Source organism: Sanguibacter suarezii NBRC 16159, from assembly GCF_001552735.1.
Lineage (GTDB): Bacteria > Actinomycetota > Actinomycetes > Actinomycetales > Cellulomonadaceae > Sanguibacter > Sanguibacter suarezii.
Genome location: NZ_BCRT01000010.1, coordinates 495,750 through 509,767, shown reverse-complemented (window position 1 = coordinate 509,767; position 14,018 = coordinate 495,750). Strand labels below are relative to the sequence as shown.

Here is a 14,018-nt window from a genome sequence, read left to right as displayed (position 1 = left end):
AGTCCGACGAAAGGTCGCATGATGACGGATCCGAACTACACACTGCTGGTAGCCACCTACAGCGACGACGAGTCCGCTGCTGCCGAGGACTTCAAGGCGCTCAAGGAGGTCGGAGACACGGCGGTCGTGGCTGCGGTGGTGCTGTCCCGCGACTCCTCCGGCGAGGTCAAGGTCAAGGAGCACGGCGGCCAGCTGGTGGGCGGCGGAACGGCCGTCGGTGCGGTCGCGGGTCTGGTGGTCGGGTTGTTCGCACCCCCGCTGCTGCTCACGACGGTGATCGGTGCCGGGATCGGGGCCGGCGTCGGGGCGATCGTCAAGCGCCACGAGGAGAAGGAGATCGGGGTGGACGCGGACGAGTGGCTGCCGGCCGGGTCCTCCGCCATCGTCGCTGTCGTCGACGACCTCTACCTGGACCGGGTCGACAGGGCCGTCGACAAGGCGACCAAGAAGGTCGACAAGGCGATCGACAAGGGCGACTACGACGCCGTCGTCAAGGCCGTCAACGAGGGCGACGAGAAGATCATCAAGGCCGCGGAGTCCTGAGCCGCGCGGCGCCTGCCCGCAGGCGCCGCGCTCCCCGTATGCACAAGAGGCCGTCTCCACCCGCGTGGGGACGGCCTCTGCACTCCCAGCACTGACGCACATCCACGAGGTATGGAGCCCATCATGACGAACCCCACGCACGACGCGAACGCAGCATCCGACGCCCCGATCGTCGTCGGGGTCGACGGCTCACCCGACTCCGTGCGCGCCCTGCGCTTCGCAGTCGCCGAGGCGGAGAGATCACACGCCGAGGTGTGGCTGGTCAACGCGGTCCACGAGGCCGTGCCCTTCGCCCCGATGTGGCCCACCCTGACGAGCGAACGGCTCACCGAGGCGGGACGCGAGGTGCTGGCCGAGGCCGCCCGTGCGGCAGAAGACCTGTCGACGGGGCGGGTGACATGCCGGCAGCTCGCCTCGCTCGGACCGGCCGTCCAGGTGCTGACCACAGCCTCGGAGAAGGCCCAGCTGGTCGTGCTGGGGCACAGCCCCGCAGGCGCGGTGCAGCGCATCTTCACCGGCAGCACGACTCTCGGTGTGGCGGCACGGGCGCACTGCCCGGTCGTGAGCATCCCCGAGGCGTGGAACCCCGAGCGTCGCCACGACCGGCTGGTCGCCGCGATCGACGGCTCGACGGCGTCGTCGTCCGTGCTGGCACGCGCCTTCGCCGCGGCGCAGGCTCGGTCCGCCCGGCTCGACGTGGTGCACTGCTGGCGGTTGGACCCCTACTACCGGTACCTCGTCGACGAGTGGTCGGTGCAGCAGGAGTGGACCCAGCAGACGCACAGCCGGATCGACGAGCTGGTCGAGGAATGGTCCACGCGCTACCCCGACGTGCAGGTGAAGACCCACATGGAGTACTCCGAGATCGCTGACGCCCTCGTCCGGGCTTCCCAGGACGCCGACGTGCTGTACATGGGCCGTCACGGCCGCAGTGAGCTCGGCACGCGCGTCGGCATGACCAACCCGGGCAGCATCACCCGCGCCCTGCTGCAGCACGCCCACTGCCCGGTCGAGGTCGTCCCCATCGACGCGCCTGTCTCCGCGGGGACCGGCCAAGACTCCGACACCTAAGTCATCAGCCGGGCGCGTCATGCGCGCGGCCGCGCTGGTCATCCAGGCGCGCGCGTCAGCTCCTCCTTCATGGCGTGCGCGAACACCTCGCCCGGCACAGCGGCTGCGTCGAAATGGACGCTGCACCGGAGCCTGCCGGCGTAGGACACCGCCGCGACGCCGAGCCGGACGTTGCCGGCGAGCCCCGCGACCGGCCAGATCGCGACCGCTGGCGCGCCCGCGAGGCAGCGCAGCTCAGCGGGCCCAGCCAGGTTGGTGATGAAGCCCGCCACCACATGCTGGCGGCGAGCGACGCGGTCCATGATGCGCGCACCCCACGGTCCGCGCATGAACTCCAGCGTCCCCTGCTCGCGAGCAAGGGCCTTCTCCTCCCTGGTCCGGGCAGCGACGAGTCGCAGGCGCGCGTCGGAGTCCGTCACCGCGAGGGGCAGCAGCACACGCATGACGCCGATCTGGTTGCTCGATGTCCCGCGTCGGCGCAAGGCGACCGGGACTGAGACCGGCAGGTCGGCGGGGACGTGGTCCCCGCCGGCTGCCATGGCAGACCTGTACCCCGCAGCGGCGGCGGCGAGGAGGGCGTCGTTCACCGTCGCCGGCAGCGGCCGCGCCCGCGCCCGGAGCGCCGTGAGGTCTGCATCCACGAAGACGACCCCGCGGTTCGGGCCGCAGGATCCGAGCAGCACCGTCGGTCCGGTCCCCCGGCCACCGACCATCGTCAGCACGCGACGCACACCCACACCTGCCCGGCGCAAGGCAGAGAGCGCACTGGACCCGAGCGGGCCTGGCGCCGGACTCGTGGCCGCCGGACTCGGGTGCGAGCGCAGGTGCTGGGGCTGGCCCTGGGGGTCGGGCTCGAAGAGCTGCTCCACGATCGCGAGGGCTGCAACGCCGTCGGCGATCACGTGATGGATGCGCAGCACGAAGCCGACCTGGCTGGCGCCCGCTCCCGGCACGACGAGGAGCTCCCACGGTGGGCGGTCCAGCGGCAGCGGCACAGTCATCAGCTCCCCGCACATCCGCTCGAGTCCCCCGAGCCCGTCGACGGGGTCGACGAGCCGGATGTGGTGCGAGAGGTCGGGCGAGGCGTCGACCCACCGGTGCCTGCGACCGACCGGGGCAGGAATGCGGCGCAGTGCTGGGATCACCGCGATCCGGGCGCACAGCCCTGCACGCAGAGCAGCCAGGTCGGCGGCGCCGTCACGATCGACGAAGCCGCCTGCTGCCAGCAGTCCAGCGATGAGGAACACGTTGACCTGACCAGCATGGTCGATCACCAGGCTCGCCTCATCAACCGATGCAAGGCGTCCCGTCGATTCACGCATCCCGCCACCCTAGGGGACCGCGACAGGGACAGGGACAACTATTCCGCCGTTCCATTGCGTTGCCGCCCCACCGAGGGCAGAGTGGGAGATGAGCGTCGAGAAGCGGGCGCGGTCCGGCGGCTGCCGACCTCCCGCTCCTGCGAGGAGAGTCGCACCCGGTCCCCCGGAAGGACTCTCATGAAGAAGCTCATCGTCCTCGGCCTCGGTGTCGGTTGTGCCGCCGCCGCCGTCCTGGCCTCTCGCGCGCGGTCCAGCGCAGATCCCCGACCGCTCGCCATCACGGTCGACCGCCCCCTGGCTGCCCTGAAGCAGCATCTCGCCGACGGCGGCCTCCCGGCGCCGCTCGCGGAGCTCGGCCCCGGCACCGAGATCGACCTCACTGCGGCGCCCGGAGAGCGTGGCACCGAGATCCGGCTCTCTTTGTCGGACAAGCGCATCAACCGCACGGATGCGCGGCAGGCGCTGCGCACCACGCGTCAGCTCATCGAGACCGGGGAGGTCATGCCTCCGGACATCCCCGTCACCCGGCGGCGCACGCTGACCTCCCTCCCCCTCGAGCTGGCGATCCGCCGCTCCGGTCGAGAGGGACGACTGTGAAGGCGCTCCAGTGGATGGGCGTCAACCAGCTCGCGGTTGGCGACGTCCCAGATCCCCAGCTGGCCAACCCCGGCGACATGATCGTGCGGGTCACCCGGACCGTCACCTGCGGCTCCGACCTGCACCTCATCGGTGGGTACGTGCCGTTCATGCGGTCCGGTGACGTGATCGGGCACGAGTTCGTGGGCGAGGTCGTCGAGGTGGGCTCCGCGGTGCGTAAGCACCACCCGGGCGACCGGGTGGTCGTCTGCTCGTTCATCTCCTGCGGGGCGTGCTGGTACTGCCGCAACGAGCTCTACTCGTTGTGCGAGAACGGCAACCGCAACCCCGCTATCACCGAGGCACTGTGGGGCTCCGCCCCCGGTGGGTGCTTCGGGTACTCCCACGCCATGGGCGGCTACGAAGGCTCCCACGCCGAGTACATCCGGGTGCCCTATGCCGACGTCGGCGCATTCACCATCCCCGACGACGTCCCCGAGGAGCGTGCGCTGTTCGCCTCGGACTCGGTCGCCACCGGATGGATGGGGGCGGACCTGGGAGGGGTCAAGCCCGGCGACCACGTCGCGGTGTGGGGCGCCGGCGCGGTGGGGCAGATGGCGGCGCGGTCCGCCATGCTGCTGGGTGCCGAGCGCGTCACGGTCATCGACCCGCTCGAGTACCGCCTGGACATGACACGCAGGCACATCGGCTGCGAGACGCTCCGCGAGGGCTACGACGACGTCGGCGCAGCGCTGCTGGAGGCTACGGCCGGCCGGGGACCGGACGTGTGCATCGAGGCGGTCGGGTCCGAGGCCACCGGCGGTCCGATCGAGAACGCCTTCGACCGCACCAAGCAGATGCTGCGGATGCAGACCGACCGCCCCACGGCCCTGCGGCATGCGATCTACCACTGTCGCAAGGGCGGGAGCGTCTTTGTGCTCGGGGTGTTCGTCGGCATCGTGGATGGCTTCCCGCTCGGGTCGCTCATGAACAAGGGGCTGACCATGCGCGGCGCGCAGATGCACGGGCAGCGGTACATCCCGATGCTCCTGGAGCGCATGTCCCGCGGCGAGATCCTCACCGAGCACCTCGCCACCCACGAGCTGCCCCTCACTGAGGGACCTCACGCGTACGACCTGTTCAAGAACAAGAAGGACGGCTGTGTCAGAGCCGTCCTCGTCCCGTGACCGGAACGACACCGCACAAGGAGTGAGAACCATGACAACCTCGTCAACTGGGGCCTCACGGTCCCCTGAGTACACCCGACCTGCACGGCAGGTGCACCAGTGGCTGGCCCTCATCGTCGGACTGGCGTACCTCGTCGTCGGGATCTGGGGCTTCTTCATCACCGGCTTCGACGGATTCACCGAGCACGACCACTCCGAGACGCTGCTCGGGTTCGCGATCAACCCCCTCCACAACATCATCCACCTGGCGATCGGTGTGCTCGGCGTGATCTTGTGGACCACCGACCGCAGCGCCCGGACCTTCGGGTGGATCCTCGTCGTCGGCTACGGAGCGGCGTTCGTGTACGGCCTGTGGGCCGTCAACGACGAAGACATCAACTTCCTCAACATCAACGCCGCTGACAACGTGCTGCACGCCGTCAGCGCGGTCCTCGGTCTGGTCATCGCCCTGTGGCCGGCGCGCCGCACGGCGACGACGCCACGGACCGAGCCTGCGGTACGGCGGCAGTGACCCTGCCACCACGCCACGGATGCACCAGAGGCCGTCTCCGCTGCTGCGGGGATGGCCTCTGACTGTGCGAGGGCCGGGTGAGTCGCTCGCGGTCAGCGTGAGGGGCTGGCACGCAGGAACTCCTCCAGGCCCAGAGGCTGCGACCCGGTGAGGTCGCGGACCGCGGTACTGACCGTCGCCATCGAGCCGTCGGCGATCGCGGTGTAGGTGCTCACCCATGCCTCGACCTGCCAGTCAGGGGCGCCGTAGCTGGCCCGGGAGGCGTACGCCTCCTCGACGGTCTCGTCGTGGTAGGTGACGGTGGTCCCGCGCACGGCGGAGATGGTCGCAGCGACCTCCTCCAGAGTGAGCGCCTGGGGCCCGGTGAGGTCGTATGTGCGCAACGCGTGCTCGGCCGGGTCCGCCAGCACAGTGGCGGCCGTGCGGGCGACGTCGGCACGGGCCACGAAGGCGCAGGCGCCGTCCCGGGCCGGTCCGCGGATCACGCCGTCCTCCCCCACCATCGCCTCGGTGAAGTCGAGATAGAAGCTGTCGCGCAGGAAGGTCCAGGCCATGCCGGAGGCCTTGAGGTGCTCCTCGGTGGCGTAGTGGTCACGGGCGAGGGTGAAGGTCGCGTCCGGCGCGGCGCCCAGGAACGAGGTGTACACGACGTGCTGCACCCCGGCGGCGGCAGCGGCGTCGATGAAGGTGCGGTGCTGGGCGAGACGGTCCGCGCTCTCAGAGGCCGAGACCATGAACAGCACTTGCACGCCGGCCAGCGCCCGTGTCGCGGCCTCCCGGTCGCCGAACTCTGCGGCGGTGACCTCGGTGACGGTGGCATGGCGGGGCACCCTGGGGCTCGCTGGGTCTCGCGCGACGATGCGGTGCGGAATCCCGGCGGCGTCGAGGTCCTGGGAGACAAGGCCGCCGAGGTGCCCGGTGGCACCCGTCACGGCAAGGGTCATGGTGGTCATCAGCTCTCCTCTACCGGCTGTGTGTCCATCCGGCTCGTCGTGCCAGCGTCGCGCGACAACGCCCTGCGCGCCACCGCCGGAGCGGCCGCGGGTCTGGATGCGCGCAGCCAGACGGGCGCAGCAGTCCCGGCAGTTATACGCTCGCCAGGTGACCCAGACGCCGCTGGTGCAGCAAGCGCATCACTTGGCGGGCGCGATCTACGGGACGATCCTGGCGACGAGCGTGGTCGCCGCTGCCGGCCACGATCCCGCGACGATCGACCGCGCCGCACTCCTGGTGCTGGGCACCTCCGTGATCTTCTGGCTGGCCCACGTCTACTCCCTCGCGCTCGCTGCTCGCATGGTGCTTCGCCGCCCGGTCCGCCGCGACGAGCTCGTCTCCCTGGCACGTGCGGAATGGCCGATGCTGCAGTCGTCCTGGCCCATCCTGCTGGCGCTCATGCTCGGGGTCACCGGGATCCTGGAACGCTCGACGGCGGTCGTGGTTGCGCTGGTGGTAGGCATCGTGGCGTTGTTCGCCTATGGGCTGGTGATCGGCAGGCAAGAGCACATGGGATGGCCGCGCGCGCTGCTCAACGCCTCGGTCGCGGGCATGTTCGGGCTGGCCACCTTGTCGCTCAAGGTGTTCGTGCACTGAGCTGGACGTCCTCGGGCACGCAAGAGGCCGCTTCTGTCTGTGACAGAAACGGCCTCTGACCTGCGATAACAACTGTGGGCGATACTGGGTTCGAACCAGTGACCTCTTCGGTGTGAACGAAGCGCGCTACCACTGCGCCAATCGCCCGATTGGCGAACACCACACGCGAGCGCTCATCAGAACCGTTCGTCCCGGTGAACTCCGCGTGTTGCGGTATCCGTGGAAGATCGTAACCGCATCTTGCCCTCAGAAGCGAACTGGCCTCCGGGTCGACCGTCCCGGCGGGTCTCCTCAGTGGTCGATCTGCTCCTTCGCGCGGCGCGTGAACAGCTCCTGGGCGGCCAGCGAGAGCGGCCCCGGTGCGCAGTCCTGACCGTCGAGGGAGACCACCGGGACGACGTTACGGATGCTGCCCGCCAGGGCGAGCCCCACCCGGCCGGTCGCCACGTCGTCGAGCACGGCGAAGGGGAGCTCGTCGGGGCGAGCCTCGCGCACTGGCAGGCCCTCCTGCGCGCCCCACTCCAGCAGCAGCTCACGCGTGATGCCAGCGAGCGGCCCGGTGCTCAGGTGCGGGGTGAGCAGCTCGCCGCCCACCTCGACGAAGACGTTCGAGGCGGTGCCCTCGCACAGCGCGCCCACGGTGTTGGCCAGCAGTCCCTCGTCCGCCCCCCGCTCGGTGGCGTAGGCGTAGCCGACGACGTTCTCGGCGTAGGAGGTCGTCTTGAGCCCGGCCACGGCCGAGCGTTCGTTGCGCACCCAGGGCAGGCGCACCACGCGGTTGGTCACGGCCGCAGGGCCGACCGGCCCGGCCGCCACGATGACCGACAGCGGGCCGTCGCCGCGCATCGACCCCAGCGGCGCCGGCCCGGCGGTCACGGTGATGCGCAGCCGTCCCGCGCTCTCCCCCGCCCGCTCGAGCACCTGCCCGACGCCGTCGCGCACCAGCGACTCCGCGGGCGGCTCGAGGCCCAGACCGGCTGCGGACCGGGCGAGGCGGCGCAGGTGGCGGCTGAGCGCGAAGGCCTGGCCGTCGTACACCGCGCAGGTCTCGAACAGTCCGTCGCCGACCGTCACGCCGTGGTCGACGGCGGCCAGCGCGGGTTCCTCGGGCGTCAGGAAGCGCCCGTCTTTCCAGATCACCACGGACGTGGCACCAGTCGTCATGGCCTCAGTCTGTGCTCTGAGGCCAGCGCGATCAACCGCGCCGCCTTGAGCTCGGTCTCGGCCCACTCCCCCTCTGGGTCACTGCCCCAGGTGATGCCGGCGCCCGTCCCGAACCGCAGCTGGCCGGCTCCGGCGCCTCCCTCCCACCAGAAGGTGCGGATCCCGACGGCGAGCTCGGCGGTGCCCTGGTCGGCGTCGATCCAACCGACGGCGCCGCAGTAGGGACCGCGCAGGGCGGTCTCGAGCTCGTCGATGATCCGCAGCGCGGAGGACTTGGGCGCGCCGGAGACCGACGCGGGCGGGAAAGTCGCCGCCAGGATGGTGCGCCACACGTCGGGGGCGGAGGCGACGTCGTCGAGCAGCTCGCCGGTGACGGTGGAGACCAGGTGGACGAGGCCGGGGTGGTGCTCCACCTCCAGCAGCCCGGTGACCGCGACGGTGCCCGGGGCGCAGATCCGCTGCAGGTCGTTGCGGACCAGGTCGGTGATCATGACGTTCTCGGCGTCGTCCTTGGGGGCCAGGGTGGCTTCCGTCGGCGCGGTGCCCTTGATGGGGCTGGAGGTGATGACCGCGGGGCCTGCGCCACTCAGGTTGTCGACCCGTAGGAACAGCTCGGGTGAGGCGGTGACGACCCAGACCGGGTCGAGGCCGGAGCGAGGCCCGGCCGTGCCGGCCGGGACGTGGACGACGCCTTGGTAGGGGGCCGGGTTGCCGGCGGCGAGGATGTCGGCGAGGGCCCGGGGGTCCGGCTCGGCGCCCGCAGGAGTGCGAGGCAACGGCGCGGAGAGCACCCGGCAGATGTTGGCCTGGTAGACCTCGCCGTCACGGATGTAGTCCCGCACCGCGGAGACCGCGCCGGTGTAGGCGGCGTGGGACAGTGAGCTGGTCCACGCCTGCACGCTCGGACCCTCCCAGGCAGGTGCATCGACGTCCTGCGTCGCGGGGGGCGCTCCGGCGGCGTCGGTCCGGCGCGCGTCGGCGAAGCGCCAGGCCCTCACCGGGCCATCGAACTCGGCGACGACGAACCACACACCGCCCCGGGAGATGGCCTCCGGGTCCTGGAGAACATCGACCATCTCGACGGCTCGGGTCGCCTCGATCCCTGCGAAACGCGCGTATCCATCCACGCCTCAACGCTACCGACACCCCAGGTCACCTCTGCACCACCGCAACGATCTCGCATGTTTCCGCCGAAGTCCCGGGGTTCCAGCAGGCCAGTTGGACGCCGACGGCAAAGTTCCATTAGAGTCTGTGACGCGCCGAAAACGCTGGGGACACAGAAGCCAGCGAGTTCGTGAGCATGCGGACGTGGCTCAGTGGTAGAGCATCACCTTGCCAAGGTGAGGGTCGCGGGTTCGAATCCCGTCGTCCGCTCGGAGACATCTCTTCGGGCTGTCAGCTTGAAGCATGGATCTCAACGGTGGAGTGGCCGAGAGGCGAGGCAGCGGCCTGCAAAGCCGTCCACACGGGTTCGAATCCCGTCTCCACCTCGCAGCACAGCACCACAGCTAATTTCACATGGGCGATTGGCGCAGCGGTAGCGCGCTTCCCTGACACGGAAGAGGTCACTGGTTCGATCCCAGTATCGCCCACCAGCATCACCGCAGGTCAGAGGCCGTCTCGGAGAAATCCGAGGCGGCCTTTTGCGTTGGCTGGAGGGGGCGTACCCCTACGTGTACCCCTACCGGTTCCGGAAGACGTCCGTGGACGGGGGTAGATCCGGGTAGTAGACGGTGCAGGCAAGAAGCGGCCCGCCCCTACGTCCTCGCGCCGGCTCGCAGCCAAGGCGGGACGCCTCCGATCACGAAAATGGCTTCATTTGTAACACTCAGACTGTTACAGTTGCAGCGTGCAGACGGCGGTGATTGTGCGAGCGAACGACCTCGCCGCTGCCCAGTGGGGACTGTTCACAGCGGCCCAGGCGCAGGCGCAGGGGCTATCTCGCATGCAGCTCTCACGGATGGTCGACGCCGGCCTGTTCGACCGGCTCGAGCACGGGGTCTACGTCTCCCCCGCGGTCCAGGGCGACCACCTCCTCCCACTGCGGTCCGCATGGCTCGCCCTCCAACCGGCCCGCTCGGTCCAGGAGCGACTGGCTGATCTGCCCAGCGCCGGCGTCGTCTCCCACAGCTCCGCCGCCCAGCTTCACGGGCTCGGCGACCTCCTGGCCGATGAGCACGAGTTCGTGCTGCCCGACCGGTTCCAGTCACGGCGCGTCGGCGTTCGGGTGCGCCGCGCAGTCCTCGATGCCTCCGAGGTCACCATCGTCGCCGGGCTCCCAGTCACCACCGCCGCCCGAACGATCGCGGACCTGCTCGCCGCCGGGCACGACGACGACCACGTCGCCGCCGTCATCGCCGATGCGCTGCGCGCCGGCCTCACCGATCGCCGCACACTCACGGCAGCACTCGAGACCGCCGCGGCCCGTCGCGGCGAACCGAGCGGGGCGGATCTGGTCGACAGACTGACGCGCACCCGCACGAGGGTGGACCAGTGACAGAGCAGGTGTATGCCTCCGGTCGAGCCCTGTGGCAGGCAGTCACCGAGCGCGCCCGCGCGGCCGCCCGCGCCTCCGGCAGACCACCCAGTGAGTACGTCCGGCGGTTCGTCTTCTCACGCTTCCTGGCCAGAGTGTTCGCCGAATCGGATTCACCGTGGGTCCTCAAGGGCGGCACCGCCGTCCTCGTACGAGTCCACGATGCCCGCCACAGCAAGGACATCGACCTCATGCACAGCCTGGGCAACCTCGACGACGCCGTCGACGCGCTGCGCGCCGCACTCACACCCGACCTAGGGGACCATTTCCGCTTCGTCGTGCTCTCCGTCCGCGACGCCGGCGACACTGACCAACAGCCCTACGTCAACGGCGCCCGGGTCGCCATCGAGGCTTACTGCGGCAACTCCAAGGTGGACGCGTTCGGCGTGGACCTGGTCACCGGCTCTCTCATGACCACCGCCCCCGACGTCGAGCCCTCGAATCCGCCCCTGACCCTCCCCGGGATCGCGGCTCCTCTGGTGCGGCTGTACCCGGTCGTCGACCACATCGCCGACAAGGTCTGCGCAACCGAGACGACCTACGGGAACGGCCGAGGCTCAAGCCGCCCACGTGACCTCGTCGACCTGGTCATCTTCGCCCGCACCCAGCGCATCGACGGAACCGCGCTGCACGAGGCAATCCGCGCCGAGCGCGCCATCCGGCACCTGCCAGCCCGCACACACTTCACCGTGCCCGGCGCCTGGGAGAGCACGTACCCGCCGCTGGCACGCCAGACCCCGCCCAGCGCAGACCTCACGACCACGGCAGCCGCCGTCAGACTCGTCGCGGCGATGCTCGACCCGGCCATGGCCGCAGACAGCATCGGCCAGACATGGGACCCCGCCACCGCGACGTGGGTTCCAGGCACGTAGGTCAAGGGGCGAGCGGCACCCACGCCTATGGCGCCTGCCGCACGGGGGATGGAGGTCCATCCGAAGGCGACTGAGCCTGGCCGTGGGCGCACTGCCCACCGCGTCATATAGACATGTCGATGACGCACCTCGTCTGAGCAGCGCAGATGACCTGAGGGACGGTCTCGCTAGTCCCGCGGAGGCTCGCGCAGACTGTCGGACAGGCCGACCATCGCCGCTCTCGAGACGGCTTCAGAGACGTGGCCGTACACGTCGGCAGTGATGCGTATGTCCGCATGGCCCAGGAGTGCGCTGACGGCCTTGACGTTCACGCCCGCCTCCAGCCACGCGGTGGCCGCGGAGTGGCGGAGGGTGTGGACGTTGACATCGCTCAACCCGGCGTTCGCCGCTGCGGTCGTCATCGCGCGCAGGACGTTGCGCGGATCCATCGGTTCACCGGTCTCGGTGGTGAAGACGAAGCCGTCCTGCTGCCACTCCCCCACCCGGGACAGCTCTACCGCCTGCTGCTCGCGATGCGCGGCGAGCATCTCGACCTCCGCCGGCGCCAAAGGCAGCACCCGCCGCGACTGCGCAGTCTTAGGCGCGGACACCACGAGCTCACCCTCGATCCGGGTCAGAGTGGCCCGCACCTGGAGCTCACCCCGGTCCAGGTCGACTGCGTCCCACGTGAGCGCCAGCGCCTCCCCCTTGCGCAGCCCCGTCGTCGCGATCAGACGCAGCAGCGAGTAGTACCGGGTTCCCCTCGCACACTCCAGCAGCGCGGACACCTCCTCAACGGAAAGGTGGCGAGCTTCGGTCCGCTCGATGCGCGGCGGGCGCACCAGCGCCGCAGGGTTGCGAGCGATGAGCCCGTCGCGCACCGCCCCCTCCAACGCCATCCGCAAGACGATGAAGATCCGCTGCACAGTGGACTCCGCGAGCCCGCGCGCCCGCAGTCGCAAGACCAGCGCCTCAATATCGGAAGGGCGCACCCGCCCGAGCATCATCTGCCCCAAGGGCGGGAGTGACAGATGCGAACGCACCAGGCTCTCGTAGAGAACTCGCGTCGCGGGACGCCTGCTCGACGCCGCAACCGTGGTCTCCAACCACCGCCAGCACCACTCCTGCATCGTCATCACCGAATCCGCCACAGGCGCACCCGCCGCCAGCCGCTCCCTCGCCTCGCGCATCTGCCGGCGCGCCTCCGCCGCCGTCTGGCCATAGAACGACCGGCGCTTCCGCACGCCTGTGCGCGGGTCCTCGTAGTAGAGCCGGGCCTCCCACGTCCCGTTCGGGCGCCTGCGGACCGACCCCTCACCGTTCGACCGCTTCGCCACGAGACCTCCTCCCCACCTCCAGCAGGAGGCCTCTGGACTGGCCGCCGTGGTGCTCCCTCCAGGCTCGCCCCTCCCGCATGACGCGACTCCCACGACCGCCCCCTCGGTGCACGAAACCGAACAAGCAGCACCTGTGAATTCACATGAGCTCGCGTTGCCGACCACCTTCGGCGCTACGAGATCACGTGCTTGATAGGAGGTGTGCGTCGCGGCGCGGGACACACACGCGAAGTTCGTCCTGGACGCTGATCGCCCGGACCTGTAGGACTGTCATGTGCCACAGACCAGCGCATTGACCTCAGAACAGCTCGCCACCGTCCTTGGCGTCTCCGCGCGAACTATCCGGGTGTGGGCTCGCGCAGGACGCATTCCAGGACGCAAAGACGGTTCGAGATACGTCTTCGCCGAAGACGACGTCAGAGACGCCCTGGCCTCACCAGTCCGCCCCGTACTCGCGCCAGAACCAGATGCCGGCGTTCAGTCTCTGCAATCGCGTCGCGCGGCGTACGTGCTCGACCTGTGCGACGAGATCCTTGGCACACGCGGGAGCCGCGAGCACACCTTCAGCTGGCTGCTCGGCGATCCCAACGCACAAGGCAACCGCGCACGGCTGCGGGTCGACTCCTACTGGCCCGACGAGCACCTCATCGTCGAGGTCCACGAGTCCCAACACTATGAGCCAGCACCATTCTTCGACCGCCGACAGACCCTCAGCGGGGGTAGGACGCGCGGAGCAGCGGCGCATCTACGACGCCCGTCGCGCTGAGCAGATCCCACTGCACGGTCTCCGCTTGGTCGTGCTGCACTTCGCGGACTTGTCGATCGGCGCCACGGGACAGCGCAAACCTGACCGCGCTGCCGACCTCGCAACGATCCGCGAGAACCGGGAACCGCTGGCCCGCTGGCGCGGCGACGACGCTGATGTCACCGCCGCGGGGCCAGGTGTCGCGTGAGGCAGGCGAGGACCATCGACATCGTCTAGCTCACCCCCGCGACGTCGACGATCCGAGCCTGTCCGCCACGGACAGCAGCGGCCCGGGAGGACGCATGCCAACACGTGCTCGAGGGCGCTTCAGGATCCATGACACATCTGGCATCTGTTCCGCCCACGCGCCTCGCGGCACGTAGATCTCGGACACGGGCTATGAGACACGACGCGCCGATGTCGAGACCAGTTCCCGTGGATGTCTTGCGAACGGTCGTTGACGGACGCTGCGACATCAGGCCGACACCCTGGCCAAAGATCCCAACGAACGACTGCCTGTCGAGCCTCAAGCTCCTACCCATTGGCGTCGATTTGGTGATAAAGGTGCGAAGCGGTAGGAGGAAG

The 14,018-nt window shown here is 69.7% G+C and carries 15 protein-coding genes, 4 tRNA genes and 1 pseudogene; 13 read left to right on the top strand and 7 right to left on the bottom strand.

Annotated features, from left to right (window positions below):
• Positions 1–21 precede the first annotated feature (21 nt).
• Together SS2_RS06940 and SS2_RS06935 are read left to right on the top strand one after the other, a co-directional pair.
• On the top strand, positions 22–543 hold the full coding sequence (locus SS2_RS06940; RefSeq protein ID WP_066462514.1) for a DUF1269 domain-containing protein: 522 nt from the start codon (positions 22–24) through the stop codon (positions 541–543).
• 123 nt (positions 544–666) lie between these two features.
• Positions 667–1,614: a universal stress protein gene (locus SS2_RS06935; protein WP_169796268.1), complete on the top strand. Its 948-nt coding sequence runs from the start codon at positions 667–669 to the stop codon at positions 1,612–1,614.
• Between the two features lie 38 nt (positions 1,615–1,652).
• Here the strand turns inward: SS2_RS06935 and SS2_RS06930 are convergent, their stop codons facing one another.
• Positions 1,653–2,936 (bottom strand): wax ester/triacylglycerol synthase domain-containing protein, encoded by a 1,284-nt coding sequence (locus SS2_RS06930; RefSeq protein ID WP_245643396.1) that lies wholly within the window; start codon positions 2,934–2,936, stop codon positions 1,653–1,655.
• Positions 2,937–3,113: 177 nt separating this feature from the next.
• On the opposite strand from SS2_RS06930, the gene SS2_RS06925 reads away from it, so the two are divergent.
• From SS2_RS06925 to SS2_RS06915, 3 genes are read left to right on the top strand one after another with little or no spacing between them, the layout of a single operon-like run.
• Positions 3,114–3,533 (top strand): hypothetical protein, encoded by a 420-nt coding sequence (locus SS2_RS06925; protein ID WP_066462338.1) that lies wholly within the window; start codon positions 3,114–3,116, stop codon positions 3,531–3,533.
• Positions 3,530–4,699: a zinc-dependent alcohol dehydrogenase gene (locus tag SS2_RS06920; RefSeq protein ID WP_066462336.1), complete on the top strand. Its 1,170-nt coding sequence runs from the start codon at positions 3,530–3,532 to the stop codon at positions 4,697–4,699. The genes SS2_RS06925 and SS2_RS06920 overlap by 4 nt, the downstream gene beginning before the upstream one ends.
• Positions 4,700–4,730: 31 nt before the next feature.
• The gene (locus SS2_RS06915) at positions 4,731–5,210 is read left to right on the top strand and encodes a DUF4383 domain-containing protein (RefSeq protein ID WP_066462333.1); all 480 of its coding nucleotides are present in this window, start codon (positions 4,731–4,733) and stop codon (positions 5,208–5,210) included.
• A 92-nt stretch (positions 5,211–5,302) separates the two neighbouring features.
• Here SS2_RS06915 and SS2_RS06910 read toward each other — a convergent pair whose 3' ends face one another.
• Positions 5,303–6,163 (bottom strand): SDR family oxidoreductase, encoded by an 861-nt coding sequence (locus tag SS2_RS06910; RefSeq protein WP_066462332.1) that lies wholly within the window; start codon positions 6,161–6,163, stop codon positions 5,303–5,305.
• A 148-nt stretch (positions 6,164–6,311) separates the two neighbouring features.
• Here SS2_RS06910 and SS2_RS06905 point away from each other — a divergent pair, with 148 nt between their 5' ends.
• The gene (locus SS2_RS06905) at positions 6,312–6,800 is read left to right on the top strand and encodes a hypothetical protein (RefSeq protein WP_066462331.1); all 489 of its coding nucleotides are present in this window, start codon (positions 6,312–6,314) and stop codon (positions 6,798–6,800) included.
• A 75-nt stretch (positions 6,801–6,875) separates the two neighbouring features.
• Here the strand turns inward: SS2_RS06905 and SS2_RS06900 are convergent.
• The 3 genes from SS2_RS06900 to SS2_RS06890 all read right to left on the bottom strand — a co-directional run bounded on the left by SS2_RS06900 (position 6,876) and on the right by SS2_RS06890 (position 9,040).
• A tRNA-Val gene (locus tag SS2_RS06900) sits at positions 6,876–6,947 on the bottom strand.
• A 144-nt stretch (positions 6,948–7,091) separates the two neighbouring features.
• Complete coding sequence (locus SS2_RS06895) at positions 7,092–7,964, bottom strand: aminotransferase class IV (RefSeq protein WP_066462330.1); 873 nt, start codon at positions 7,962–7,964, stop codon at positions 7,092–7,094.
• Entirely contained in the window at positions 7,961–9,040 is a 1,080-nt protein-coding gene (locus SS2_RS06890) for a chorismate-binding protein (RefSeq protein ID WP_083941910.1), read from the bottom strand. The genes SS2_RS06895 and SS2_RS06890 overlap by 4 nt, the downstream gene beginning before the upstream one ends.
• 226 nt (positions 9,041–9,266) lie before the next feature.
• Here SS2_RS06890 and SS2_RS06885 point away from each other — a divergent pair.
• From SS2_RS06885 to SS2_RS06865, 5 genes are all read left to right on the top strand, one after another.
• Positions 9,267–9,338: transfer RNA gene (locus SS2_RS06885), tRNA-Gly, on the top strand.
• Positions 9,339–9,383: 45 nt separating this feature from the next.
• Positions 9,384–9,454: transfer RNA gene (locus SS2_RS06880), tRNA-Cys, on the top strand.
• Between the two features lie 30 nt (positions 9,455–9,484).
• Positions 9,485–9,559: transfer RNA gene (locus SS2_RS06875), tRNA-Val, on the top strand.
• Between the two features lie 254 nt (positions 9,560–9,813).
• On the top strand, positions 9,814–10,461 hold the full coding sequence (locus tag SS2_RS06870; RefSeq protein WP_083941867.1) for a type IV toxin-antitoxin system AbiEi family antitoxin domain-containing protein: 648 nt from the start codon (positions 9,814–9,816) through the stop codon (positions 10,459–10,461).
• Positions 10,458–11,372, top strand: a complete 915-nt coding sequence (locus SS2_RS06865) for a nucleotidyl transferase AbiEii/AbiGii toxin family protein (RefSeq protein WP_066462322.1) — start codon at positions 10,458–10,460, stop codon at positions 11,370–11,372. Before SS2_RS06870 ends, SS2_RS06865 begins: the two co-directional genes overlap by 4 nt.
• Before the next feature lie 167 nt (positions 11,373–11,539).
• Here the strand turns inward: SS2_RS06865 and SS2_RS06860 are convergent, their stop codons facing one another.
• Positions 11,540–12,688 (bottom strand): tyrosine-type recombinase/integrase, encoded by a 1,149-nt coding sequence (locus SS2_RS06860; RefSeq protein WP_066462320.1) that lies wholly within the window; start codon positions 12,686–12,688, stop codon positions 11,540–11,542.
• Between the two features lie 274 nt (positions 12,689–12,962).
• Here SS2_RS06860 and SS2_RS18225 point away from each other — a divergent pair.
• Positions 12,963–13,109, top strand: a pseudogene (locus SS2_RS18225) (helix-turn-helix domain-containing protein); the annotation flags it as partial.
• A 12-nt stretch (positions 13,110–13,121) separates the two neighbouring features.
• On the opposite strand, the gene SS2_RS17915 reads toward SS2_RS18225, so the two are convergent.
• Positions 13,122–13,349 carry a hypothetical protein gene (locus tag SS2_RS17915; RefSeq protein WP_245643395.1) on the bottom strand — a complete coding sequence of 76 codons (228 nt, stop codon included), beginning with the start codon at positions 13,347–13,349 and terminating at the stop codon, positions 13,122–13,124.
• 130 nt (positions 13,350–13,479) lie between these two features.
• On the opposite strand from SS2_RS17915, the gene SS2_RS17675 reads away from it, so the two are divergent.
• Positions 13,480–13,641: a hypothetical protein gene (locus SS2_RS17675; protein ID WP_174523191.1), complete on the top strand. Its 162-nt coding sequence runs from the start codon at positions 13,480–13,482 to the stop codon at positions 13,639–13,641.
• Positions 13,642–14,018: the final 377 nt, after the last annotated feature.

Excerpts from the sequence above, each read along its gene's own strand:
- SS2_RS06940 (WP_066462514.1), top strand. The coding sequence starts at position 22 with ATGACGGATCCGAACTACACACTGCTGGTAGCCACCTACAGCGACGAC.
- SS2_RS06935 (WP_169796268.1), top strand. The coding sequence starts at position 667 with ATGACGAACCCCACGCACGACGCGAACGCAGCATCCGACGCCCCGATC.
- SS2_RS06930 (WP_245643396.1), bottom strand. The coding sequence starts at position 2,936 with ATGCGTGAATCGACGGGACGCCTTGCATCGGTTGATGAGGCGAGCCTG.
- SS2_RS06925 (WP_066462338.1), top strand. The coding sequence starts at position 3,114 with ATGAAGAAGCTCATCGTCCTCGGCCTCGGTGTCGGTTGTGCCGCCGCC.
- SS2_RS06915 (WP_066462333.1), top strand. The coding sequence starts at position 4,731 with ATGACAACCTCGTCAACTGGGGCCTCACGGTCCCCTGAGTACACCCGA.
- SS2_RS06910 (WP_066462332.1), bottom strand. The coding sequence starts at position 6,163 with ATGACCACCATGACCCTTGCCGTGACGGGTGCCACCGGGCACCTCGGC.
- SS2_RS06895 (WP_066462330.1), bottom strand. The coding sequence starts at position 7,964 with ATGACGACTGGTGCCACGTCCGTGGTGATCTGGAAAGACGGGCGCTTC.
- SS2_RS06890 (WP_083941910.1), bottom strand. The coding sequence starts at position 9,040 with ATGGTCGATGTTCTCCAGGACCCGGAGGCCATCTCCCGGGGCGGTGTG.